The following is a 19,748-nucleotide window of genomic DNA, read 5'->3' as shown; positions in this document are numbered from 1 at the left end:
GACGTGGCGGGACGTGCGTGAGGAGCGTCATATTCGTGACCGTCCGTCGTGCGTCATGCTCACGTAATTCCGGTGGCTTTCCCGGGGATTGAGGGTGCGCGAAAGCCGGGAATTCACGGAGAGTGACCGGGAATTCCCATAACGGATCAAGTGAAACCAGGACGGACGGAACCGGGCTCTTGTTCACGTCCCTCCTGCTCGCTTACGTTCACCACGCATCCGGACGGAACGCCGAATCCTGCCGCCGACCGGAGTCCCCACACACACTCACCCGTGCCCGGCAGGAGCGGGGGACCCACCAGGTATGACCGCCTGTTCCGGTTCCCGGGACGGCTAGGGGTGTAGCCACGTCTTCCCGCGTGGCCGGGCAGCTCCAGCCCGAACCCGACAGCTCACCTCGCAGGCGCCGGAGAGGAATGCGTCATGCCCGCGAAGGGTAAGCACCGCCGTCCCAAGTCCCCGCGCCTCACGCGCTCGATGGCCGTCGCCGGAACCGGCGGCGCCGCGCTGGCCCTGCCGCTCATGGGTGCCACCGGCGCCCACGCGGCCACCACGCAGACCGTTTCCGAAAAGGCCGCGCAGTCGATTCCGACCGTCGCGAAGACGGCCGCGCGGAAATCCGCCGCCCAGAATTCCGGCACCGGGAATTCCACGCACCGCGTCTACACCGTGGTCTCCGGCGACTGCCTCGCGAAGATCGCCGACGAGCACGACGTGGCCGGCGGCTGGCAGCGGCTCTACGCCGACAACCGGCAGGCGGTCGGCGCCAACCCCTCGCTGATCCACCCCGGTCTCGAACTCACGCTCGGCGGCCGCCACGCCGCGCCCGACCGCCCGAGCCGGGACTCCCGGCCGGACGCTCCGGCGCCCACCCGGTCCGACACCCCCGCCGCACCGTCCTCGGACCCGGGCTCCTCCTCGGACAACTCCGCGACGGCCGTCTCCGGCTTCACCCTCCCGGTGACCGGCGGCACCCTCGGCACCCGCTACCACGTCGCCGGCAGCATGTGGTCCAGCGGCTACCACACCGGGGTCGACTTCGTCGTCCCGACCGGCACCCCGGTCAAGGCCGTCGGCGAGGGCACGGTGGTCACGGCCGGCTGGGGCGGCGCCTACGGCAACCAGGTCGTCATCCGGCTCGCCGACGGCCACTACGCGCAGTACGGCCACCTCTCCGCGCTCTCCGTCTCGGTCGGCCAGACCGTGACCGAGGGTCAGCAGATAGGCCTCTCCGGCGCCACCGGCAACGTCACAGGCCCGCACCTCCACTTCGAGATCCGGACCACCCCCGACTACGGTTCCGACCTCGACCCGGTCGCCTACCTCCGCTCGAAGGGCGTCACCGTCGGCTGACCCGTCGACACCTGCGAGGCGCCACGCACTCCGAAGGCCGGACCCCTGATCCCCGGGTCCGGCCTTCGGGCGATCGACGCTTCAACGCCCCTGCTCAGAGGCTTATTCCTGGCTTGGTCGACTATTTACAAGTGTCTTATCTCACCGGTCGTCAACCCTTTATTACGGTCGCGTAGGTCACAGTCCGAGGTGAATCATGACCCGACGTGGCAGACGATTCGAAGAGTGACAAGGCATCAGTGATCGGGTCGTACGTGGCGGTGGGGGACAGCTTCACCGAAGGCGTCGGCGACCCCGGCCCCGACGGGGCGTTCGTCGGCTGGGCGGACCGGTTCGCGGTCCTGCTGTCGGACCGGCGGCCCGAGGGCGATTTCGACTACACCAACCTCGCGGTGCGCGGGAGGCTGCTCGACCAGATCGTGGCGGAGCAGTTGCCCAGGGCCGTGGAACTCGCCCCGGACCTGGTTTCCTTCAGCGCGGGCGGCAACGACATCATCCGCCCCGGCACCGACCCCGACGAGGTGGCCGAGCGGTTCGAGCGGGCCGTGGCCCGGCTCACCGAGGCCGTCGGGACGGTCCTGGTGACCACCGGCTTCGACACCCGCGGGGTGCCGGTCCTCAAGCATCTGCGCGGCAAGATCGCCACCTACAACGGCCATGTCCGCGCCGTCGCCGACCGGTACGGCTGCCCGGTGCTCGACCTGTGGTCCCTGAAGACCGTGCAGGACCGGCGGGCCTGGGACGGCGACCGGCTGCACCTGTCTCCCGAGGGGCACACGCGAGTGGCGCTGCGGGCCGGCCAGGTGCTCGGCCTCGACGTGCCGGCCGACCCGGACCAGCCGTGGCCGCCGCTGCCGCCCCGCGGCACCCTGGAGATCCGCCGCGACGACGTGCACTGGGCCCGTGAGTACCTGGTGCCGTGGATCGGCCGGCGGCTGCGCGGCGAGTCCTCGGGCGACCACGTGACCGCCAAGGGGGCGCTGTCCCCGGACGACATCAGGATGCGGATCGCTTCCGTGGCCTGAGGTCACGGAAGCGGATGAGGGGCGGCCCGCGCGCGGGCCGCCCCTCATCCGTCCTGGTCCAGCCCGACCTCGCGCGCCAGCGCCTCGTCGACCCACTCCTGCGCCCGCGCGCGCGACAGGGCGCCCGGGTAGGAGGTGAGCTGCACCGCGAGCCCGTCGAGCAGGGCGGTCAGCCGCAGTGCCGCGGCCGCGGGGTCGGGGCACCGGAACTCGCCGGCGGCCACGCCCTCGGCGACGACCTCGGCGATGGCCGCCTTCCACTGCTGGTCCAGCTGCTTGGCCACGTCCCGCAGGGCGGGCTCGCGCAGCGCCACCGCCCAGCCCTCGATCCACAGCCGCCAGCCCTTGGCCTGCCCGGTCGGCGCGTACCAGCGCACCGCCGCCCGCAGCCGGCGCGACGCTGAGGTGCGGCGGCCCAGCAGCTTGCGCAGATGGGCCAGGTCGTCCTCGGCGGCATAGGCGAAGGCGGCGGCGACCAGTTTCTCCTTCGTCGAGAAGTGGTACAGCACCAGCGCATTGCTCACGCCGAGGGCCGAGGCGACGTCGGCGATCCGTACCGCCGCCACACCCCGCGCCTCGATCTGCTCGATGGCCGCACGCAGCAGTTCCTCACGCCGTTCGGCCACGCTCAACCGCACTCTCGCCACGCGGTCACCCTAATCGGTCCTGCCCCCGGGCGTGTTGCCGTCCCGGTCCAGCGGCAGGCGCATGAGCGTGAGATCCAGCCGCCGGCCGAACTTGACGCCCACCTCCCGCACCGTCCCCGCGTGCTCGAAGCCGAACCGCCGGTGCAGCCGGACCGACGCGGTGTTCTCCGCCTCGATGCCGGCGATCATGACGTGGTGGCCGGCCTCGCGCGCCGCCGCGACGAGGGCCGCCAGCAGCGCGGAGCCGACGCCGAGCCCGTGCCGCTCCGCACGGACGTAGATCGAGTCCTCCACCGTGAAACGGTAGCCGTCCAGCTCGCGCCACGGGCCGTACACCGCGAATCCGGCCACCTCGCCGTCGGCTTCGGCCACGAACGCGGAGCCGCGCGCCAGATGCGCGGCCAGCCAGGCCGTCGCCTCCGCGGGAGACTGCGGGGTCGAGGTCCACAGCGCCGTCGAGTGCTCGATCGCGTCGTTGCGGATCGCGCGCACGGCCTCCGCGTCACCGGGCCGCGCCGGGCGGACCGTCACCGTCCCGCTTCTCTCGTATATTGGATTCATGTCCAACATAGTAGATCGAGCGGCGGACTCCCTGGCGGCACGGATCGCCGCCCGGGTCCGCACCGAGCGGGAACGCCGCCGCTGGACCCTGGCGCAGCTCGCGGACGCCTCCGGCGTCTCCCCGGCGATGATCAGCCGCGTCGAACGCGGCGAGAGCAGCCCCACCGCCGTCGTCCTCGGCAAGCTGTCCGCGGCGTTCCAGCTGAGCGTCGCCTCGCTGCTCGCCCTCGCCGAAGGCACGCAGGACACCGAGCCCGGCACCGCGGGGGTGCGGCGCGGCACCGACGCGGCCGAGTGGCGCGACCCCGGCACCGGCTACCGGCGCCGCCAGATCACCGGACCGCGGTTCCCCGCGGAGATCGCCGAGATCAGGCTGCCCGCCGGAGCCCGGGTGCCCTACCCGGCGGCCGCCTTCGCCTTCGTACGGCAGCTCGTCTGGGTCCTCGACGGCCGGCTGACCTTCCACGACGGCGACACGGTCCATGAACTCGGCGCCGGGGACACCGTCGAACTCGGACCGCCCGCCGAACGCGTCTTCGCCAACACCACCGACACGGAGTGCCGCTACGCCGTCGTCCTCACCCGCGACACACAGCCCTAGGGCGTGTTGCGAAAGTCCCGTCGTTCGCCCGGAGGGCGGGCCGCGCGGCGTCAGGTGCGTGCTCTCGGCGTGCCGGGCGGAAGCCCTCGTACTGGGCGTACTCGGGCTTTCGCCCGGTGCGGCGAGAGTGCGTGCATGGCGTCGCGCGGCAGGCGGGACTTTCGCAACACGCCCTAGCCGCGGCCGCTCACCGGTACCAGCCGAACCGCTGCGCGATCACCGGCAGGCGGTCGGCCACCAGGGCGTGGGCCGCGGCGCGCGGGGTCGTGCCGTCGGACTCCGCGCGGTCCAGCATCAGCTCCACCAGGGCCCGCATCGAGCGGCGGGTGTGCGCGAACGCCGCGTCCGCGTCCGCGCCGATGTCGCCGAAGAGGGTCCACCACCACCACGCGTTCGTGCCCGAGTTGACCACCACGTCCGGCAGCACGGTCACCCCGCGCGCCGCGAGCCGCTCCTCCGCCTCCGGCAGGACGGGCATGTTGGCCGCCTCCACGATCCAGCGGGCGGTGACCAGGTGCTCGTTGCCCGTGTCGACGGCGTACGACACCGCCGCGGGCACCAGCACCTCCGCGTCGGCGGACAGCCACGCGTCACCGGGCAGTTCGAGATCGCCCGGCCGCAGCACCGAACGGTCGACGGTGCCGTAGGCGTCCCGCGCGCGCAGCAGCGCCTCGACGTCCAGCCCCGACGGGTTCGCGATCGTGCCCTTGACGTCCGCGACGGCCACCACGGACAGCCCCGCGCGCGAGAGGAAACGCGCCGTGGCCCCGCCCATCGTGCCCAGCCCCTGCACCGCGACCCGCGTCCCCGGGTACGGCACCCCGGCCCGGTCCAGGGCCGCCAGCGCCGACTCGGCGACCCCGCAGCCCCCGACCAGTTCGTCCAGACCGATCCCGTCCACCTCGATGGCGAACGCGTCCGCCAGCCGCCGCCGGGCCGCCGCCTCGTCGTCCAGCAGCGGATACACGGCCTGGATCGAGGAGACCAGGCCCGCCTCGGCCGCCGCCCGGTCCACCAGGTCCTGGGTCAGGCCGAGGTCCTCGCCGGTGGTCCAGAAGTTCTCCACGTGCGGCCGCATGGCGCGCAGGTAGCGGACCAGCAGGGCGTACGCCCCGGGGTCCTGCGGATCGCAGTCGATGCCGCCCTTGGCGCCGCCCAGCGGGACGTAACGGCCCGCGGGGTCGTAGTGCAGGGCCTCCTTCATCGTCATGCCGCGCGCCAGGCCGGTGACCTCCTCCAGGGTGCAGCCCGGCCGCATCCGCAGGCCGCCGCTGGCCACGCCCCGCACCAGCCGGTCGACGACCAGGAAGCCCTGCCGGCCGGTGACGTGGTCGGTCCAGACGAGAGACATCAGTGGAGCGGCCATAGTGGCTCCCGGGAGGTTCGCGAAGGAGACGGTGTTACTGAACAGTTGTTCAGTATCCGAAGCTGGGTGGCAGGGTGTCAACGCCGACCACCCGAGGCGCCGACCATAATGGAGGACCCCGGCCACACCACTGGAGGTACCGTGACCCGTCCGCGTTCCCTGAGCCCCGGGCTCCGCGTGCCGCGGCCCGCCGCCTTCGGCGTGGAACCCGGTGGTGAGCGCATGGCCCGCATCCAGGGCTCACCGCACTTCAAGGACGGCGTCTTCCAGAACCCGGGCGGTACCGCGCGCACCCGGCCCTCGGGCTCGATGCTCGAATTCGCCAAGACCTACTTCGAGAAGGAGCAGCGCGCCCGCCGCGCTCCCCGGGGCACCGTCCCGGTGCACGCCACCACTCTCGCCGACCTGGCCAGGCCCGCCGCGAGCGGGCTGCGGGTGACCTGGATGGGGCACTCCAGCGTGCTCGCGGAGATCGACGGGCACCGCGTCCTCTTCGACCCCGTGTGGGGCGAGCGCTGCTCGCCGTTCCCGTTCGCCGGGCCCAAGCGGCTGCACCCGGCGCCGCTGCCGCTGGCCGCGCTCGGCCCGGTCGACGTCGTGGTGATCTCGCACGACCACTACGACCACCTCGACCTGCCCACGATCAAGGCGCTGGCCGGCACGGACACCCTCTTCGCGGTGCCGCTCGGGGTCGGTGCGCACCTCGAACACTGGGGCGTCCCGGCCGACCGGCTGCGCGAGCTGGACTGGCACGAGGCGACCGAGGTCGGCGGCCTCACCCTGACGGCGACCCCCGCCCGTCACTTCTGCGGCCGCGGGCTGCGCAACACCCAGCACACCCTGTGGGCGTCCTGGGTCGTCGCGGGCGACCGGCACCGGATCTACCACAGCGGTGACACCGGTTACTTCGACGGTTTCAAGGACATCGGCGCCGACCACGGGCCCTTCGACGTGACGATGATCCAGATCGGCGCGTACAGCGAGTTCTGGCCCGACATACACATGACGCCCGCGGAGGGCATGCGCGCCCACCTCGACCTCCAGGGCGGCGGTCCGCACGGCGTGCTGCTGCCGATCCACTGGGGCACGTTCAACCTCGCCCCGCACGCCTGGGCCGAACCGGGGGAGTGGACCAAGGACGCCGGCGACGGCGCCGGGCAGGCGGTGGCCCTGCCCCGGCCCGGCGAGCCCTTCGAACCGTCCGGCACGGTGCCCGTGGAGCCGTGGTGGCGTGAGGTGTCGGCGCCGCTCGCCCGGCCCTGGCGCACCACCGTGCCGCCGCGGAGCGAGGCCGGGCAGCGGGACTCCGCGGCGGCCGGCGACGATGCGGCCGGCGAAGCGGTGGCGCCGGACGCGGACGATCTCGTGAAGTGAGCCCGTCGGCGGGGCCGGTGACCGCGCGGGAGGCGGTCACCGTAGGTGATGTTCTGCGGGGTGATGGTGGGGTGACGGCGGGGCGGTGGCGGGCCGTCCGGCCATACCGGCGGGCCCGTCCGGGAGGTGCGGGCCGCGGGCTCGGGGGAGAGGCGGCGGGGTGGGCACGCCGTACCGCGGTCTCCGCACCTGACCGATTCTGAGCAGGTCGGATCGGGTGTTGGTCATTCAGGGGTGAGGTTTCGAGAAACCTTTTCGGTCCTTCGTGCGACGGCTCATACCAGAGCGGGACCGTCGCCGGGGGACTTTGTCAACTGCCCACCGCACCTGATGCGTTGGCGACTACTGTGAGTGTCCGTCGGGCGACGCGGGGCCGAATACTTTTGCGGTCCCCTCGGCCGGCACCGCTATGGCGCATGCCCGGCTCGCGTGTCCTGCGCGAGTGATCCAGGCCCGACGGACCAGTACGAGGACGCAGATGTCTCACCTCCGCGCACCGGCCGCCCGCGCCGACCGCCGTGAGGGCGGCCGGCACGGACGTCCGGTCGCCCGACCCGTTCCCGCGCTGCCCGAGACCTGCATACGGCCTCAGCTGATGCGCCTCGCCGTGCTGCCGCCGGTCGCGGTGGCGCTCAGCGGCTGTGCGGCCGTCCTGTTCACCGTGCGCTCCACCGGGGCCCCGCCCAGCCTCACCCTGCTGGCCGTGCTGACCGGAGCGGTCTCGGTGACGGCCGCCGGCATCGTGATCGCCGCCGTGGCCGCGGGCCGCGCCGCCCGCTCGGTCAGCGACCGCGTCGAGACGCTGCGCCGCAGCACCGCCCGCGGCGAGGCCGATCTGCTCGCCCTCGTCGAGGCGCTGCGCCGCGGTGAGACCCCGGCCCCGCGCAGGACGCGCGGCGGACCGCCCGCGGACGCCGACGACTTCGAACTGCTCGCCGCCGACCTGTCCCGCGCGCACGACGGCGCCGTCACCGCCGTCGTGCAGGCGGCCCAGCTCTCCAGCCAGACCGGCAGCGAACAGAAACTGGAGGTCTTCGTCAACCTGGCCCGGCGGCTCCAGTCCCTGGTGCACCGGGAGATCTCGATCCTCGACGAGCTGGAGAACGAGATCGAGGACCCCGACCTCCTCAAGGGCCTCTTCCACGTCGACCATCTGGCCACCCGCATCCGGCGGCACGCCGAGAACCTCGCCGTGCTCGGCGGCGCCGTGTCCCGGCGGCAGTGGAGCAACCCCGTCTCCATGACCGAGGTGCTGCGCTCCGCCATCGCCGAGGTCGAGCAGTACTCCCGGGTCAAACTCGTCCCGCCGATCGACGGCGAACTGCGCGGGCATGCCGTCGCCGACGTGATCCACCTGCTCGCCGAACTCGTCGAGAACGCCACGGTGTTCTCCGCCCCGCACACCCAGGTGCTGCTCCGCGCCAACCTCGTCACCTCCGGCCTCGCCGTCGAGGTCGAGGACCGGGGCCTGGGCATGCCGGTCGGCGAACAGTCCGCGATGAACGCCCTGCTCGCCGACCCCGACCAGGTCAACGTCGGCAGCCTGCTGGCCGACGGCCGCATCGGCCTCTTCGTGGTCTCCCAGCTCGCCCGCCGCCACGGCATCCACGTCCGGCTCCAGAGCAACATCTACGGCGGTGTCCAGGCCGTCCTCGTCGTCCCGCAGAGCCTGCTGGGCACGGCACCGGGAGCCACGGGAGCGGTACCGCAGCCACGCGACACCGGAGCCGTCGACGCCCTGCCCGGAGCCGACGGCGGCACGGGGCCGTCCGACGCCGGGCACGGGGGCACGGGCCCGGCCGCCCCGGCGGCCACCGGCCCCGGTGGCCGCCCGGCGGCCGCACCGGGCGGCCCGCCCTCGGACCGCCGGCCCGCGCCGCAGCCGGGACCGGCCGCACCCGCCGTCGGCGGGCGGCGCCGGCACGCGCAGCCCGGGGGCGCCCCGGCGCCGCTGCCGGTGCGCGGCACCCGCCAGGCCCGGTCCAACCCCGCCGAGGCACTGCCGGGCATCCGGCCCGAGGACCGGTCCGCGGTCGCCGAGCACGCCGGTGCCCTGCCCGTCCCGCGCGTCGGAACGGTGCGCGGCACGATGGGCAAGCCCCAACTCCCGCGCCGCCGCGCCCAGGAGCACATCGTCCCCCAGCTCCGCGGCGGCCCGGCACCCCGCCAGGACACCGAGGCGACGGTCGGCCACGACCCCGGTCTGATGGCCGCCTTCCAGCGCGGCATCGGCCTAGCGGAGGCCCAGCAGCACCTGGAGGCGGCCCAGCCGGAGCCGCCGGCCGCCGCGGGGCCCGTGCACGGACCGCGCGGAGAGGCCCACCCCACCGGGCCGAACGGCATGGGCGTCCCCGGCCTGGGCGGTCCCGGCACGGGCGCGACCGGCGACGGTGTCACCGCGACGGGCGCCGCCGACACGGGCGTCGCGGACAGGGGTGTTCCCGGCACGGGCGTTCCCGGCACGGGTCTCGACCCCGTGTCCGGCGTCACGGCATTCGGTGCGCACGCCGAGGACGTGGCGAGCAGCGCGTCCCACGCCACCCACGCGGACGGCGTGCACATGGACCTCTCGCACACGGGCGCCGCGCACACGGACCTCCCGCACACGGACCTCCCGTACACCGACGTCCCGCACACGGAGGCCGCCGCGTCCGGTTACTCGGCCCGGGGCCACCTGGCCTCGGTCCGGCCGGGCCCGGCACACACCGGTCCCGCGCACGGAGCGGCCCCGGCCGACCCTCCGGCCGTGTCCCCGGCCCCGGCGCACGCCCCGATCCTGCGCCCGCTGCACACCTCCGACCTGGACGCCCGGCCCGACGGGAGCGCACCGGCCGGATGACCAGCACCCCCACCACGACCCCCACCGCTCCCTCAGACCTTCGTACCCCAAGGAGTCGATCCACCATGGCGAGCGATGCGCCGACCGCCCAGGTATCCGACCTCGACTGGCTGATGAGCGGCCTCGTCCAGCGCGTACCCCACACCACCAGCGCGGTGCTCCTGTCCTGCGACGGACTGGTGAAGTCCGTCCACGGTCTCGACCCCGACAGCGCCGACCACATGGCCGCGCTCGCCTCCGGTCTGTACTCGCTCGGCCGCAGCGCGGGCGTCCGCTTCGGCGACGGCGGGGACGTCCGGCAGGTCGTCGTGGAACTCGACTCGACGCTGCTGTTCGTCACCACCGCCGGATCCGGCACCTGCCTCGCCGTGCTGGCCGGCCGCGAGGCCGACGCCGCCGTCCTCGGCTACGAGATGGCGATGCTGGTCAAGAGCGTCCGCCCCTACCTCGTCACCGCGCCCCGGCAGCATCCCGTCGAACCCACGGCGATGAGGCCTTGAGGGTGGCGGCAGCCGGCGACGGGCCGTGGCTGGACGACGCGGCCGGACGCCTGGTGCGCCCGTTCACGGTCAGCAACGGCCGCACCGAGCCCAGCATCGCCTTCGACCTGATGTCGCAGGTGATGGCCACCGGAGCCACCCCGCTCGGCTACCTCGGCCCCGAGCACGCACAGGCCCTGGACCTGTGCCGCGCCCCCGTCTCGGTCGCCGAGATCGCCGCGCACCTTAAGCTCCCCGCCGTGGTCACCAAGGTGCTGCTCTCCGACCTCGTCGACTGCGGGGCGCTCACCGCCAAGCCCCCCGCCTTCCACCACAACCCCACTGACCGGTCTCTTCTGGAGGCAGTGCTCGATGGACTACGACGACAGCTGTGACCCCTTCCCCACCGCGCTGAAGATCCTGGTGGCCGGTGGGTTCGGGGCCGGCAAGACCACCTTCGTGGGCGCGGTCAGCGAGATCGCGCCGCTGTCCACGGAGGAACTCCTCACCACGGTGAGCGCCGCGACCGACAGTCTCGAAGGCATCGAGAACAAGGTCGAGACGACCGTGGCCATGGACTTCGGCCGCATCACCCTGGACGCCGAACACGTGCTCTACCTGTTCGGCACGCCGGGTCAGGAACGGTTCTGGTTCATGTGGGACGAGCTGTCCGCGGGCGCGCTCGGCGCGGTCATCCTCGCCGACACCCGCCGCCTGGAGGACTGCTTCGCGGCCGTCGACTTCTTCGAGGAACGCGGCCTCGGCTTCATCGTCGCCGTCAACGAGTTCGACGGCTCCTACCGCTACGACCCCGAAGAGGTGCGCGCCGCCATCGACCTGGATCCCGAGGTCCCGGTCGTGCGCTGCGACGCCCGGATCTCCAGCTCGGGCGTCCAGACCCTGCTCACCCTGGTCCGCCATCTCATCGCCCACGCCCCGGTCTCCGCGCCGAGCCACGGCGCCCACATGTGAACCCCACACCCCTCGGAGCCCCTGTATGACCCACGTCCACGGCGGCGGAGCCCGCCCATGAGGTACGACCCCGCGCGCCCGGCCGGCCGGCTGCTGCTCACGCCGGAGGACAAGGAGGCGCCCGTGCGCGTCCGGCGCCTGGGCCAGCTGGGCCTCGGCGACCGCCGTGACCCGGACCTGGACGCCTACGCGGACCGGCTCGCCGAGGTCACCGGGGCGCCGTACGCCATGGTCAACTTCGTCGGCGAGAACCGGCAGTTCTTCGCGGGACTGCACCTGCCGGCCGTGCCGCCGCCGGTGGTGAGGCCCGACGGCACGACGCCGGTGCTGGGCCGCGAACTGGGCCGCGACCACGGGTTCTGCCCCCATGTGGTGGTCCGGCGCAAGGCGCTGGTCCTGGAGGACGTCAGCGACTACCCGCGGTTCGCGGGCAACCCGGTCGTCGACGAGTTCGGCGTCCGTTCCTACCTCGGTGCCCCGCTCATCGACAGCACCGGGACGGCGCTCGGCACGGTGTGCGTGCTCGACGTGGCGCCGCGGCCCTGGGGCCGCTCGGGTCTGGAGACCATCAAGTCGTCGGCGGCGGAGCTGGTGGCCCGCATCGAGCGACGCGAGGCGGACGGGCTGCCGCTGCTGTGACCACGGGAACGGCCCGCACCTTAGCCGACCGGTCTAGTACCTCCGTACGCTGGTGGTATGGGACGGACGAGTGAGGCCAAGCGCAAGATCCTCGACGCCGCCCGCTCGCTGATCGAGGAGCGCGGCTACTCGGCGCTCGGAGTGGCCGAGATCTGTGCGGCGGCCGGGGTGCCGAAGGGCAGCTTCTACTACTTCTTCGCGTCCAAGGAGGCCCTCGCGCTCGCCGTCGTCGACGAGCACTGGGAGGCCCAGAAGCGTGCGTGGACGCGTGTCCTGACCGGCGAGGCGGAGCCGCTTGGGCGGCTGCGGCAGCTGTTCGAGGAGACGGAGGCCGGTCAGCGCGCCGCCCAGGAGGGCTGCGGCACGGTGTCGGGCTGCCTGTTCGGGAACCTCACCCTGGAGCTCAGCAACCAGACCGAGGCGGTCCGCGGGCGGCTCCAGGAGATCTTCGACGCGCAGGTCGGCATGGTGGAGTCCGTCGTCGCCGAGGCCCGGGAGCGCGGCGAGGCCGCCGTCACCGACCCGCGGGAGGCGGCGCGTGCGGTGGTGGCCCAGCTGGAGGGACAGGTGATGTTCGCCAAGCTGTACAACGACACCGGACGACTCGGCCCGCTCTGGCAGAACTGCCGGGCACTGCTCGGCGCGACGGCGACGACCCTGGCCTAGGCGGCGTCCTGGCCACGGGTGCCCCGAGGACCCGTGGCCCCGGCCGGCTGCGGCCGTCGCGGCGGCTGCGTGTGCTCCGGATCCAGGTGGTGCGGGAAGCCGATCCGCAGCACCGCCGCGGCCACGGCCGCCGCGACGACCACCGCGGCGGCCAGCAGCAGGGCCTGGTGATAGCCCTGCCGCAGCAGCGGGGCGACGGCCAGCGGGCCCAGGATCTGTCCCACGGAGTACCCGGCGGTCAGCAGGGCGACGGAGCGCGGGAAGCGCAGGTGCGCCCCGGTGGCCAGGGCCAGGGTGCTGACGCCCAGGAACGTCGCGCCGAACAGCACCGCCGAGCCGAGGGCGGCGGCCGTGCTCCCGGTCACCGCGGGCAGGGCGATCCCGGCCGCCTGGACCACCAGCGCGGTGAGCAGCAGACCCGGCCGGGACCACCTGCGCCCGAGCCGGGCCCACAGCGCCGCGGACGGCACGGCGGCCAGCCCCACCAGCACCCACGCGCCGCTGCCGACCCACCCGGGGGAGGCCTGGTCGATGGCCGCGACCAGGAAGGTGCCGGCGACGATGTAGCCGATGCCCTCCAGGAAGTAGCTGACGAACAGGGCGCCGAACCAGCGGTGGGTCCGGGCGGTCGCCGGGCGCCCCGGCACCGGTCCGGCCGGCGGCGCGTCCTCGGGCCGCAGGTTCCAGGAGGCCGCCGTCAGCACTCCGGCGAGCGCGGCGGCGGCCCACCAGGCGGCCCGCCAGTCGGCGACCGGCCGCAGGGCCGGCACCAGCAGCCCGGACAGCGCGATGCCGGCGCCCACCCCGCCGAAGGACCAGCCGGGCAGGTGCGCCGGGTGTTCCCGCAGATGGTGCAGCAGCGCGGCGGCCGCCACGACGAACACCAGCGCGCTGGCCGCCCCGGCCAGCAGTCGCAGCAGCGCCCACAGAACCGTGCTGCGGGTGAGCGGCATCGCGGCGAGCGAGGCGGTCAGCAGGAGCAGTGATCCGCGCAGCACGGCACGGGACCGCACCAGCGCCGGGGCCAGGGTGCCGGCGAGCGCGCCGAGGAGGTAGCCGGCGTAGTTGGCGGTGGCCAGGTGCGCTCCGGCGGCCGCGGACAGGCCCGCCCGGGCCTGCATGAGGGGCAGGATCGGCGTGTAGACGAATCGGCCGACGCCCATGCCCGCGGCGAGCGCCGCACCGGCCCTGGCGACATGGGCCCAGGCAGACGTGGGGGTCATCGGGCGGCGTCGATCCGGCCCGGGTCGTTCGGGTGGGACTCCAGCGGAGTGACGGTCGGCGTCATCCAGGGGCGCAGCGGCAGGGTGCCGAGGACCTTCTCGTGGAGTTCCGCCTCGTCGGCGGCGCGCCAGACGCCGATGCTGCGCAACTCGCCCACCGGGCGCCACAGGCGGACCAGGTGGCCGGCCGCCGCCAGTTCGCCCGCGCGGACGGCCTCCGCGGCCCGCCGCCGGTCGACCTCCTCCTGGCCCGTGCCCTCGGGAACGGCGGTGGTGATCTCGACCAGGAACTCTCGCACGGTGCGCTTCTTGTGCTCTCGGCGGTGTTTCCATCGTGCTCCCGTCCGGGACCGCGCTGCCACGACCGGCTGCCTCGCTGCTGGGAGGCCCGGCCTCCCACCGCGCGTAGCATGGCGCCCGTGGAACTGCGCCAGCTGCGGTACTTCGTCGCGGTCGCCGAGGAACTGAACTTCGGGCGGGCCGCCGAGCGGCTGCTGATCGCGGGCCCCTCGCTCTCGCAGCAGATCAAGGCCCTCGAACGGGACCTGGGCGTGCGGCTGTTCGACCGGGACCGCCGCTCGGTCTCGCTCACCCCGGCCGGCGCCGCCCTGCTGCCGCACACCCGGGTCCTGCTGGAGCGGGCCGAGGACCTGGAGCGCCGCGCGGGCCTCCTGTCGGGTTCGCAGCCGGTACGGCTCGGATACGTCAACTGGCTTCCCCCGGACCTGATGTCGCGGACGGCGGCGGTGGCACGGCTGCACCTGGACGCCTGGGTCGCCCCCTCCCACACCCAGGCCGCCAGGGTCGCCGACGGCAGCCTGGACCTGGCCGTCTGCCGGGTGCCCGCCGACGACCTCGGACGGCTCGGACTGCGGGCCCGGCTGCTCGGCGCCGACCGGCTGTACGCCGTGGCCAAGGGGAGCCACACCGGTGACGTGCCGGCCCGCGAGACCGACGTCCTCATCGACGACGACACCACCTCCTGGGCCTCCTGGAACGGGTACGCCGAGGAGCTGACGCGGGCAGTCGGCGCCCGCGCCGTGCGCATCTCCGACGGCGCCGTCACCGGGCCCGCCTTCTTCGACCACGTCCGCCGCTGCACCCGCCCGGTCGTCAATTCGCCGAAGGGCCAGACCGCCGCACTCCCGCCCGACCTGGTCCGCCGGGAGATCGTGGCGCCGAAGGTCTACTGGACCTGGTCCCTGGTCCGGCGCGAGAGCGAGGACCGGGCCGGAGTCCTTGCCGTGGTCGACGCCCTGTGCGACGGGGTCGGCGACCTCGGCATCCACGCCGCGGACGCCTGGCTGCCGGCCGGCGACCCGTACGCGCTCCCCGCCTGAGCGGGCCTGGGAGCCTGTCCCTCCCAGCACGGAGGAAAGCAGTCCTGGCACCTCCGGTGCAGCGCCCCCTACCTTCCGAATAGTCGACCGGTCGCCTAGTACCGGTCATCCACCCGGAAGAAGGTCGTCATGAGCGTCGAGAACCAGAAGGTCGCCATCGTCAGCGGCGCCTCGCAGGGCATCGGAGCCGCCCTCGTCCAGGGGTACCGCAAGCTCGGGTACGCCGTCGTCGCCACCTCGCGCGGCATCGGGCCCGGCGACGACGCCGGCGTGCTGACCGTGCGGGGCGACATCGCCGATCCGGCCACCGCCGAGCGGGTCGTGGCCGCCGCCGTCGAGCGGTTCGGCCGCCTCGACACCGTGGTCAACAACGCGGGCATCTTCGTGGCGAAGCCCTTCACCGAGTACACGGCGGCCGACTACGCGGCCGTGACCGGCATCAACACGGACGGCTTCTTCCACCTCACCCAGCAGGCCCTGCCGCACCTCCTCGCCCAGGGCGGCGGCCACGTCGTCAGCGTCACCACCAGCCTGGTCGACAGCGCGGACTCCCGGGTCCCCTCCGTCCTCGCCTCGCTGACCAAGGGCGGTCTGCAGTCCGCGACCAAGTCCCTGGCGATCGAGTACGCCGGCCGCGGCATCCGGGTGAACGCGGTGTCGCCCGGCACCATCAAGACCCCTATGCACCCGGCGGAGACCCACGACTTCCTCGCCGCACTGCACCCGGTGGGCCGGATGGGTGAAGTCGGCGACATCGTCGACGCGGTGCTCTTCCTGGAGAACGCGCCGTTCGTCACCGGCGAGATCCTGCACGTCGACGGCGGCATGAGCGCCGGCCACTGACCGGGATCCGCAACTGACGGCACGTCATATCGCACAGTGAGGAGCGGACATGACCACCACGACGGATGACACGGCGATCCTGGCCGGGGTGCTCGACCGGTGGCAGGCGGCGGTCGACGCCCACCAACCGGAGCGCGTCGCCGCCCAGTTCACCGAGGACGCCGTCTTCCAGGGACTGCGTCCGTACGGCGTCGGACGGCAGGCCGTCACCGCGTACTACGCCTCCCAGCCGCTCGGCATGACGGCCCGCTACCGCGTCCTGGAGACCAGGCGGCCCGCGGACGGCGTCGTTCTCGGTTACCTGGCAGTCGAGTTCTCCTTCACGGACCGGCCCCCGCTGGACGTGAAGCTCTCGGTCCTCGCCACCCGCGAGGGCGACGACTGGTACATCGGCCACTACCAGGTCTCCCGGCTCGGCTGAGCGTCCCGCCACGGGCCCGCGCGGGTGCCGGCGCCCCGCGCCGGGCGGGCGTGAAGTGGAGCTGTGGCGGCGGTTAAGAAAACCTCGATGGACCCGGGCGCCCGGATACGGCAGATTGCTGTGAGATTCCACCCCCCTCCCCGGCCAGGGGCACGCCTCGGCGTGCCCCTGGCCGGGACCTCACGCACAGGAGCCGTAGCGTTGAAGGCGCTGGTCAAGGAGAAGGCGGAGCCCGGACTGTGGCTCGCGGACGTGCCGGAGCCCACGGTCGGGCCGGGTGACGTACTGATCAAGGTGCTGCGCACCGGCATCTGCGGCACCGACCTGCACATCCGGGCCTGGGACGGCTGGGCCCAGCAGGCGATCACCACGCCTTTGGTGCTCGGGCACGAGTTCGTCGGCGAGGTCGTCGGGACCGGCCGCGACGTCGCCGACATCAAGGCCGGTGACCTGGTCAGCGGCGAGGGCCACCTGGTCTGCGGCAAGTGCCGCAACTGCCTGGCGGGCCGCCGCCACCTGTGCCGTGCCACCGTCGGTCTCGGCGTCGGCCGCGACGGCGCGTTCGCCGAGTACGTCGCGCTGCCCGCCTCCAACGTCTGGGTGCACCGCGTCCCCGTCGACCTCGACGTGGCCGCGATCTTCGACCCGTTCGGCAACGCCGTCCACACGGCGCTGTCCTTCCCGCTGGTCGGCGAGGACGTCCTGATCACCGGCGCGGGGCCGATCGGTCTCATGGCCGCCGCCGTGGCCCGGCACGCGGGCGCCCGGCACGTCGTGATCACCGACGTCAGCGAGGAGCGCCTCGACCTCGCCCGCAAGATCGGCGTGAGCCTGGCCCTGAACGTGTCGCGGGCCGAGATCGCCGACGGCCAGCGGGAGCTGGGGCTGCGCGAGGGCTTCGACATCGGCCTGGAGATGTCCGGCCGCGCCGAGGCGCTCCAGGACATGATCGCCAACATGACGCACGGCGGCCGTATCGCCATGCTCGGCCTGCCCGCCCAGGACTTCTCCGTCGACTGGGCGAGGGTCGTCACCTCGATGATCACCATCAAGGGCATCTACGGCCGCGAGATGTTCGAGACCTGGTACGCCATGTCGGTGCTCCTGGAGGGCGGACTCGACCTCGCTCCGGTGATCACCGGCCGCTACGGGTACCGCGACTTCGAGGCGGCCTTCGCCGACGCCGCCAGCGGGCGCGGCGGCAAGGTCATCCTCGACTGGACCCTCTGACGACAACCAAGGACTGATGATGTTCGACTCCGTGCGCGACGACCTGCGCGCCACCCTCGACGAGATCCGCGCCGCCGGCCTGCACAAGCCCGAGCGGGTCATCGGCACCCCGCAGTCCGCGACCGTCGAGGTGACCGCGGGCGGCCGCCCCGGCGAGGTCCTCAACTTCTGCGCCAACAACTACCTCGGCCTCGCCGACCACCCCGAGGTGATCGCCGCCGCCCACGAGGCCCTGGACCGCTGGGGCTACGGCATGGCCTCCGTCCGCTTCATCTGCGGCACCCAGGAGGTCCACAAGGAGCTGGAGGCGCGCCTGTCGGCGTTCCTCGGCCAGGAGGACACGATCCTCTACTCCTCCTGCTTCGACGCCAACGGCGGAGTCTTCGAGACCCTGCTCGGCGAGGAGGACGCGGTGATCTCCGACGCCCTCAACCACGCCTCGATCATCGACGGCATCCGCCTCTCCAAGGCCCGCCGCTTCCGCTACGCCAACCGGGACCTCGCCGACCTGGAGCGGCAGCTGAAGGAGGCGCAGGGCGCCCGGCGCAGGCTGGTGGTCACCGACGGCGTGTTCTCCATGGACGGCTACGTGGCCCCGCTCCGGGAGATCTGCGACCTCGCCGAGCGCTACGACGCGATGGTCATGGTCGACGACTCGCACGCCGTCGGCTTCGTCGGCCCGTCCGGCCGCGGCACGCCCGAGCTGCACGGCGTCATGGACCGGGTCGACATCATCACCGGCACGCTCGGCAAGGCCCTCGGCGGCGCGTCCGGCGGCTATGTCGCGGCCCGCGCCGAGATCGTCGCCCTGCTGCGCCAGCGCTCCCGTCCCTACCTGTTCTCCAACACCCTCGCCCCGGTGATCGCGGCGGCCTCGCTGAAGGTCCTCGACCTGCTGGAGTCCGCGGACGACCTGCGGGTCCGGCTCACCGAGAACACCGCGCTCTTCCGCCGCCGGATGACTGAGGAGGGCTTCGACGTCCTGCCCGGCGACCACGCCATCGCCCCGGTGATGATCGGCGACGCCGCCGTGGCCGGCCGGATGGCCGAGCTGCTGCTGGAGCGGGGCGTGTACGTGATCGGCTTCTCGTACCCGGTGGTGCCGCAGGACCGGGCCAGGATCCGGGTGCAGCTGTCCGCGGCCCACTCGACGGACGACGTCAACCGCGCGGTGGACGCCTTCGTCGCGGCCCGGGCGGCGCTCGCGGACTGAGCACGCGGGACATATTGCAATAATCAACACCATGATCGAGGCGCGGCGGCTCCACATCCTCCGTGCGGTGGCCGACCACCGCACCGTGACGGCGGCGGCCGCCGCGCTCCATCTGACCCCGTCGGCCGTCTCGCAGCAGCTGGCGGCCCTGGAGCAGGAGACCGGCCACCGCCTGGTCGAGCGCAGCGCCAAGGGCGTACGGCTCACCCCGGCCGGCGAGATCCTGCTCGGCCACACCAACGCCGTCCTCGCCCAGCTGGAGCGGGCCGAGGCGGAGCTGGCCGCGTACGGCTCGGGCGACGCAGGGACGGTCACCGTCGCCGCCTTCGCCACCGGCATCGCGCAGGTGGTGGCCCCGGCCGTGGCCCGCCTCGCCCGGACCGCGCCGGGCATACGCATGCGCGTCCAGGACGCCGAGGGCGACGCCAGCCTGCCGATGGTCCTGGACCGGCAGGTCGACGTCGCGGTGGCGGTCGAGTACCGGGGCGCTCCCTCCGCCGACGACCCCCGGCTCACCCACGTCTCCCTGTACGCCGAGCCCTTCGACGCGGTCGTCCCGCTCCACCACCGCCTGGCCGGGGCCGCCGAGGTCCCCCTCGCCGACCTGGCCAAGGACCCCTGGATCAGCCCGTACCCCGGCAACCCCTGCCATGACGTGGTGGTCCTGGCCTGCGAGAGCGCCGGGTTCCAGCCCCGCCTGGAACACTCCTCCGACGACTTCCGGGCCGTGGTGGCGCTGGCCGCGGCCGACGCGGGCGTGGCCCTCGTCCCCCGCTCGGCCCTGCGCGGCATGGACCTGACCGGCGTCGTCGTCCGCCCGGTCGACGGCGTCGCCCCGACCCGCCGCGTCTTCGCCGCCGTACGGCGCGGGGCGGAGGGGCATCCGCTGATCAGCCCGGTACTGGAGGCGCTGGGCGAAGCGGCACGGCTGTGAGCGTTCGTTCATCCGCGTGTTT

21 protein-coding genes and 1 riboswitch are annotated in these 19,748 nt (G+C 73.5%); of the genes, 16 read left to right on the top strand and 5 right to left on the bottom strand.

Features of this window, described 5'->3' with window-relative positions; translation table 11 throughout:
- Positions 1 to 258: 258 nt before the first annotated feature.
- A riboswitch (cyclic di-AMP (ydaO/yuaA leader) is annotated at positions 259 to 419 on the top strand.
- 4 nt (positions 420 to 423) lie between these two features.
- Together ACIQOE_RS09915 and ACIQOE_RS09910 are read left to right on the top strand one after the other, a co-directional pair.
- A complete protein-coding gene (locus tag ACIQOE_RS09915) occupies positions 424 to 1,353 on the top strand; it encodes a peptidoglycan DD-metalloendopeptidase family protein (RefSeq protein WP_401410803.1) in 930 nt (309 codons plus the stop codon).
- A 239-nt stretch (positions 1,354 to 1,592) separates the two neighbouring features.
- Positions 1,593 to 2,378: an SGNH/GDSL hydrolase family protein gene (locus ACIQOE_RS09910; protein ID WP_401411561.1), complete on the top strand. Its 786-nt coding sequence runs from the start codon at positions 1,593 to 1,595 to the stop codon at positions 2,376 to 2,378.
- A gap of 44 nt (positions 2,379 to 2,422) precedes the next feature.
- Here ACIQOE_RS09910 and ACIQOE_RS09905 read toward each other — a convergent pair whose 3' ends face one another.
- Together ACIQOE_RS09905 and ACIQOE_RS09900 are read right to left on the bottom strand one after the other, a co-directional pair.
- The gene (locus tag ACIQOE_RS09905) at positions 2,423 to 3,004 is read right to left on the bottom strand and encodes a TetR/AcrR family transcriptional regulator (protein WP_401410800.1); all 582 of its coding nucleotides are present in this window, start codon (positions 3,002 to 3,004) and stop codon (positions 2,423 to 2,425) included.
- Between the two features lie 30 nt (positions 3,005 to 3,034).
- Complete coding sequence (locus ACIQOE_RS09900; RefSeq protein WP_401410798.1) at positions 3,035 to 3,586, bottom strand: GNAT family N-acetyltransferase; 552 nt, start codon at positions 3,584 to 3,586, stop codon at positions 3,035 to 3,037.
- Here ACIQOE_RS09900 and ACIQOE_RS09895 point away from each other — a divergent pair.
- Positions 3,585 to 4,187, top strand: coding sequence for a helix-turn-helix domain-containing protein (locus ACIQOE_RS09895; RefSeq protein WP_401410796.1), 603 nt, complete (start codon positions 3,585 to 3,587; stop codon positions 4,185 to 4,187). The two genes, ACIQOE_RS09900 and ACIQOE_RS09895, sit on opposite strands and share 2 nt — an antisense overlap.
- Before the next feature lie 187 nt (positions 4,188 to 4,374).
- On the opposite strand, the gene ACIQOE_RS09890 is transcribed toward ACIQOE_RS09895, so the two are convergent.
- The gene (locus tag ACIQOE_RS09890; protein WP_401410794.1) at positions 4,375 to 5,553 is read right to left on the bottom strand and encodes a Glu/Leu/Phe/Val dehydrogenase dimerization domain-containing protein; all 1,179 of its coding nucleotides are present in this window, start codon (positions 5,551 to 5,553) and stop codon (positions 4,375 to 4,377) included.
- Between the two features lie 141 nt (positions 5,554 to 5,694).
- Here ACIQOE_RS09890 and ACIQOE_RS09885 point away from each other — a divergent pair, with 141 nt between their 5' ends.
- The 7 genes from ACIQOE_RS09885 to ACIQOE_RS09855 all read left to right on the top strand — a co-directional run bounded on the left by ACIQOE_RS09885 (position 5,695) and on the right by ACIQOE_RS09855 (position 12,522).
- Entirely contained in the window at positions 5,695 to 6,927 is a 1,233-nt protein-coding gene (locus ACIQOE_RS09885) for an MBL fold metallo-hydrolase (protein WP_401410792.1), read from the top strand.
- Positions 6,928 to 7,405: 478 nt separating this feature from the next.
- Positions 7,406 to 9,766: an ATP-binding protein gene (locus ACIQOE_RS09880; protein WP_401410790.1), complete on the top strand. Its 2,361-nt coding sequence runs from the start codon at positions 7,406 to 7,408 to the stop codon at positions 9,764 to 9,766.
- 65 nt (positions 9,767 to 9,831) lie between these two features.
- Complete coding sequence (locus ACIQOE_RS09875; RefSeq protein ID WP_351935502.1) at positions 9,832 to 10,266, top strand: roadblock/LC7 domain-containing protein; 435 nt, start codon at positions 9,832 to 9,834, stop codon at positions 10,264 to 10,266.
- Between the two features lie 2 nt (positions 10,267 to 10,268).
- Positions 10,269 to 10,640: a DUF742 domain-containing protein gene (locus ACIQOE_RS09870; RefSeq protein ID WP_351314519.1), complete on the top strand. Its 372-nt coding sequence runs from the start codon at positions 10,269 to 10,271 to the stop codon at positions 10,638 to 10,640.
- Entirely contained in the window at positions 10,618 to 11,217 is a 600-nt protein-coding gene (locus ACIQOE_RS09865) for an ATP/GTP-binding protein (protein WP_351314516.1), read from the top strand. Before ACIQOE_RS09870 ends, ACIQOE_RS09865 begins: the two co-directional genes overlap by 23 nt.
- Before the next feature lie 57 nt (positions 11,218 to 11,274).
- Positions 11,275 to 11,856 carry a GAF domain-containing protein gene (locus ACIQOE_RS09860; protein WP_351314513.1) on the top strand — a complete coding sequence of 194 codons (582 nt, stop codon included), beginning with the start codon at positions 11,275 to 11,277 and terminating at the stop codon, positions 11,854 to 11,856.
- A gap of 57 nt (positions 11,857 to 11,913) precedes the next feature.
- The gene (locus ACIQOE_RS09855; protein WP_401410787.1) at positions 11,914 to 12,522 is read left to right on the top strand and encodes a TetR/AcrR family transcriptional regulator; all 609 of its coding nucleotides are present in this window, start codon (positions 11,914 to 11,916) and stop codon (positions 12,520 to 12,522) included.
- On the opposite strand, the gene ACIQOE_RS09850 is transcribed toward ACIQOE_RS09855, so the two are convergent.
- A complete protein-coding gene (locus ACIQOE_RS09850) occupies positions 12,519 to 13,745 on the bottom strand; it encodes a YbfB/YjiJ family MFS transporter (RefSeq protein ID WP_401410785.1) in 1,227 nt (408 codons plus the stop codon). The genes ACIQOE_RS09855 and ACIQOE_RS09850 overlap by 4 nt on opposite strands.
- The gene (locus ACIQOE_RS09845) at positions 13,742 to 14,044 is read right to left on the bottom strand and encodes a muconolactone Delta-isomerase family protein (RefSeq protein ID WP_401410783.1); all 303 of its coding nucleotides are present in this window, start codon (positions 14,042 to 14,044) and stop codon (positions 13,742 to 13,744) included. Before ACIQOE_RS09845 ends, ACIQOE_RS09850 begins: the two co-directional genes overlap by 4 nt.
- A 111-nt stretch (positions 14,045 to 14,155) precedes the next feature.
- Between ACIQOE_RS09845 and ACIQOE_RS09840 the strand changes: the two genes are divergently transcribed.
- From ACIQOE_RS09840 to ACIQOE_RS09815, 6 genes are all read left to right on the top strand, one after another.
- Complete coding sequence (locus ACIQOE_RS09840; RefSeq protein ID WP_365557372.1) at positions 14,156 to 15,085, top strand: LysR family transcriptional regulator; 930 nt, start codon at positions 14,156 to 14,158, stop codon at positions 15,083 to 15,085.
- Positions 15,086 to 15,214: 129 nt separating this feature from the next.
- Entirely contained in the window at positions 15,215 to 15,928 is a 714-nt protein-coding gene (locus ACIQOE_RS09835; RefSeq protein WP_401410781.1) for an SDR family NAD(P)-dependent oxidoreductase, read from the top strand.
- A gap of 49 nt (positions 15,929 to 15,977) precedes the next feature.
- Positions 15,978 to 16,349, top strand: a complete 372-nt coding sequence (locus ACIQOE_RS09830) for a YybH family protein (RefSeq protein WP_401410779.1) — start codon at positions 15,978 to 15,980, stop codon at positions 16,347 to 16,349.
- 201 nt (positions 16,350 to 16,550) lie between these two features.
- Positions 16,551 to 17,579: an L-threonine 3-dehydrogenase gene (tdh, locus tag ACIQOE_RS09825; RefSeq protein WP_365568300.1), complete on the top strand. Its 1,029-nt coding sequence runs from the start codon at positions 16,551 to 16,553 to the stop codon at positions 17,577 to 17,579.
- Between the two features lie 19 nt (positions 17,580 to 17,598).
- Entirely contained in the window at positions 17,599 to 18,792 is a 1,194-nt protein-coding gene (locus ACIQOE_RS09820; protein ID WP_365557882.1) for a glycine C-acetyltransferase, read from the top strand.
- Positions 18,793 to 18,823: 31 nt separating this feature from the next.
- Complete coding sequence (locus ACIQOE_RS09815) at positions 18,824 to 19,726, top strand: LysR family transcriptional regulator (RefSeq protein ID WP_363017881.1); 903 nt, start codon at positions 18,824 to 18,826, stop codon at positions 19,724 to 19,726.
- Positions 19,727 to 19,748 lie beyond the last annotated feature (22 nt).

This window comes from Streptomyces sp. NPDC091282, from assembly GCF_044757385.1.
GTDB classification, from domain to species: Bacteria; Actinomycetota; Actinomycetes; order Streptomycetales; family Streptomycetaceae; genus Streptomyces; species Streptomyces gramineus.
Note: the sequence above shows the minus strand (reverse complement) of the source record. Positions and strands in the feature narration are given on the sequence as shown.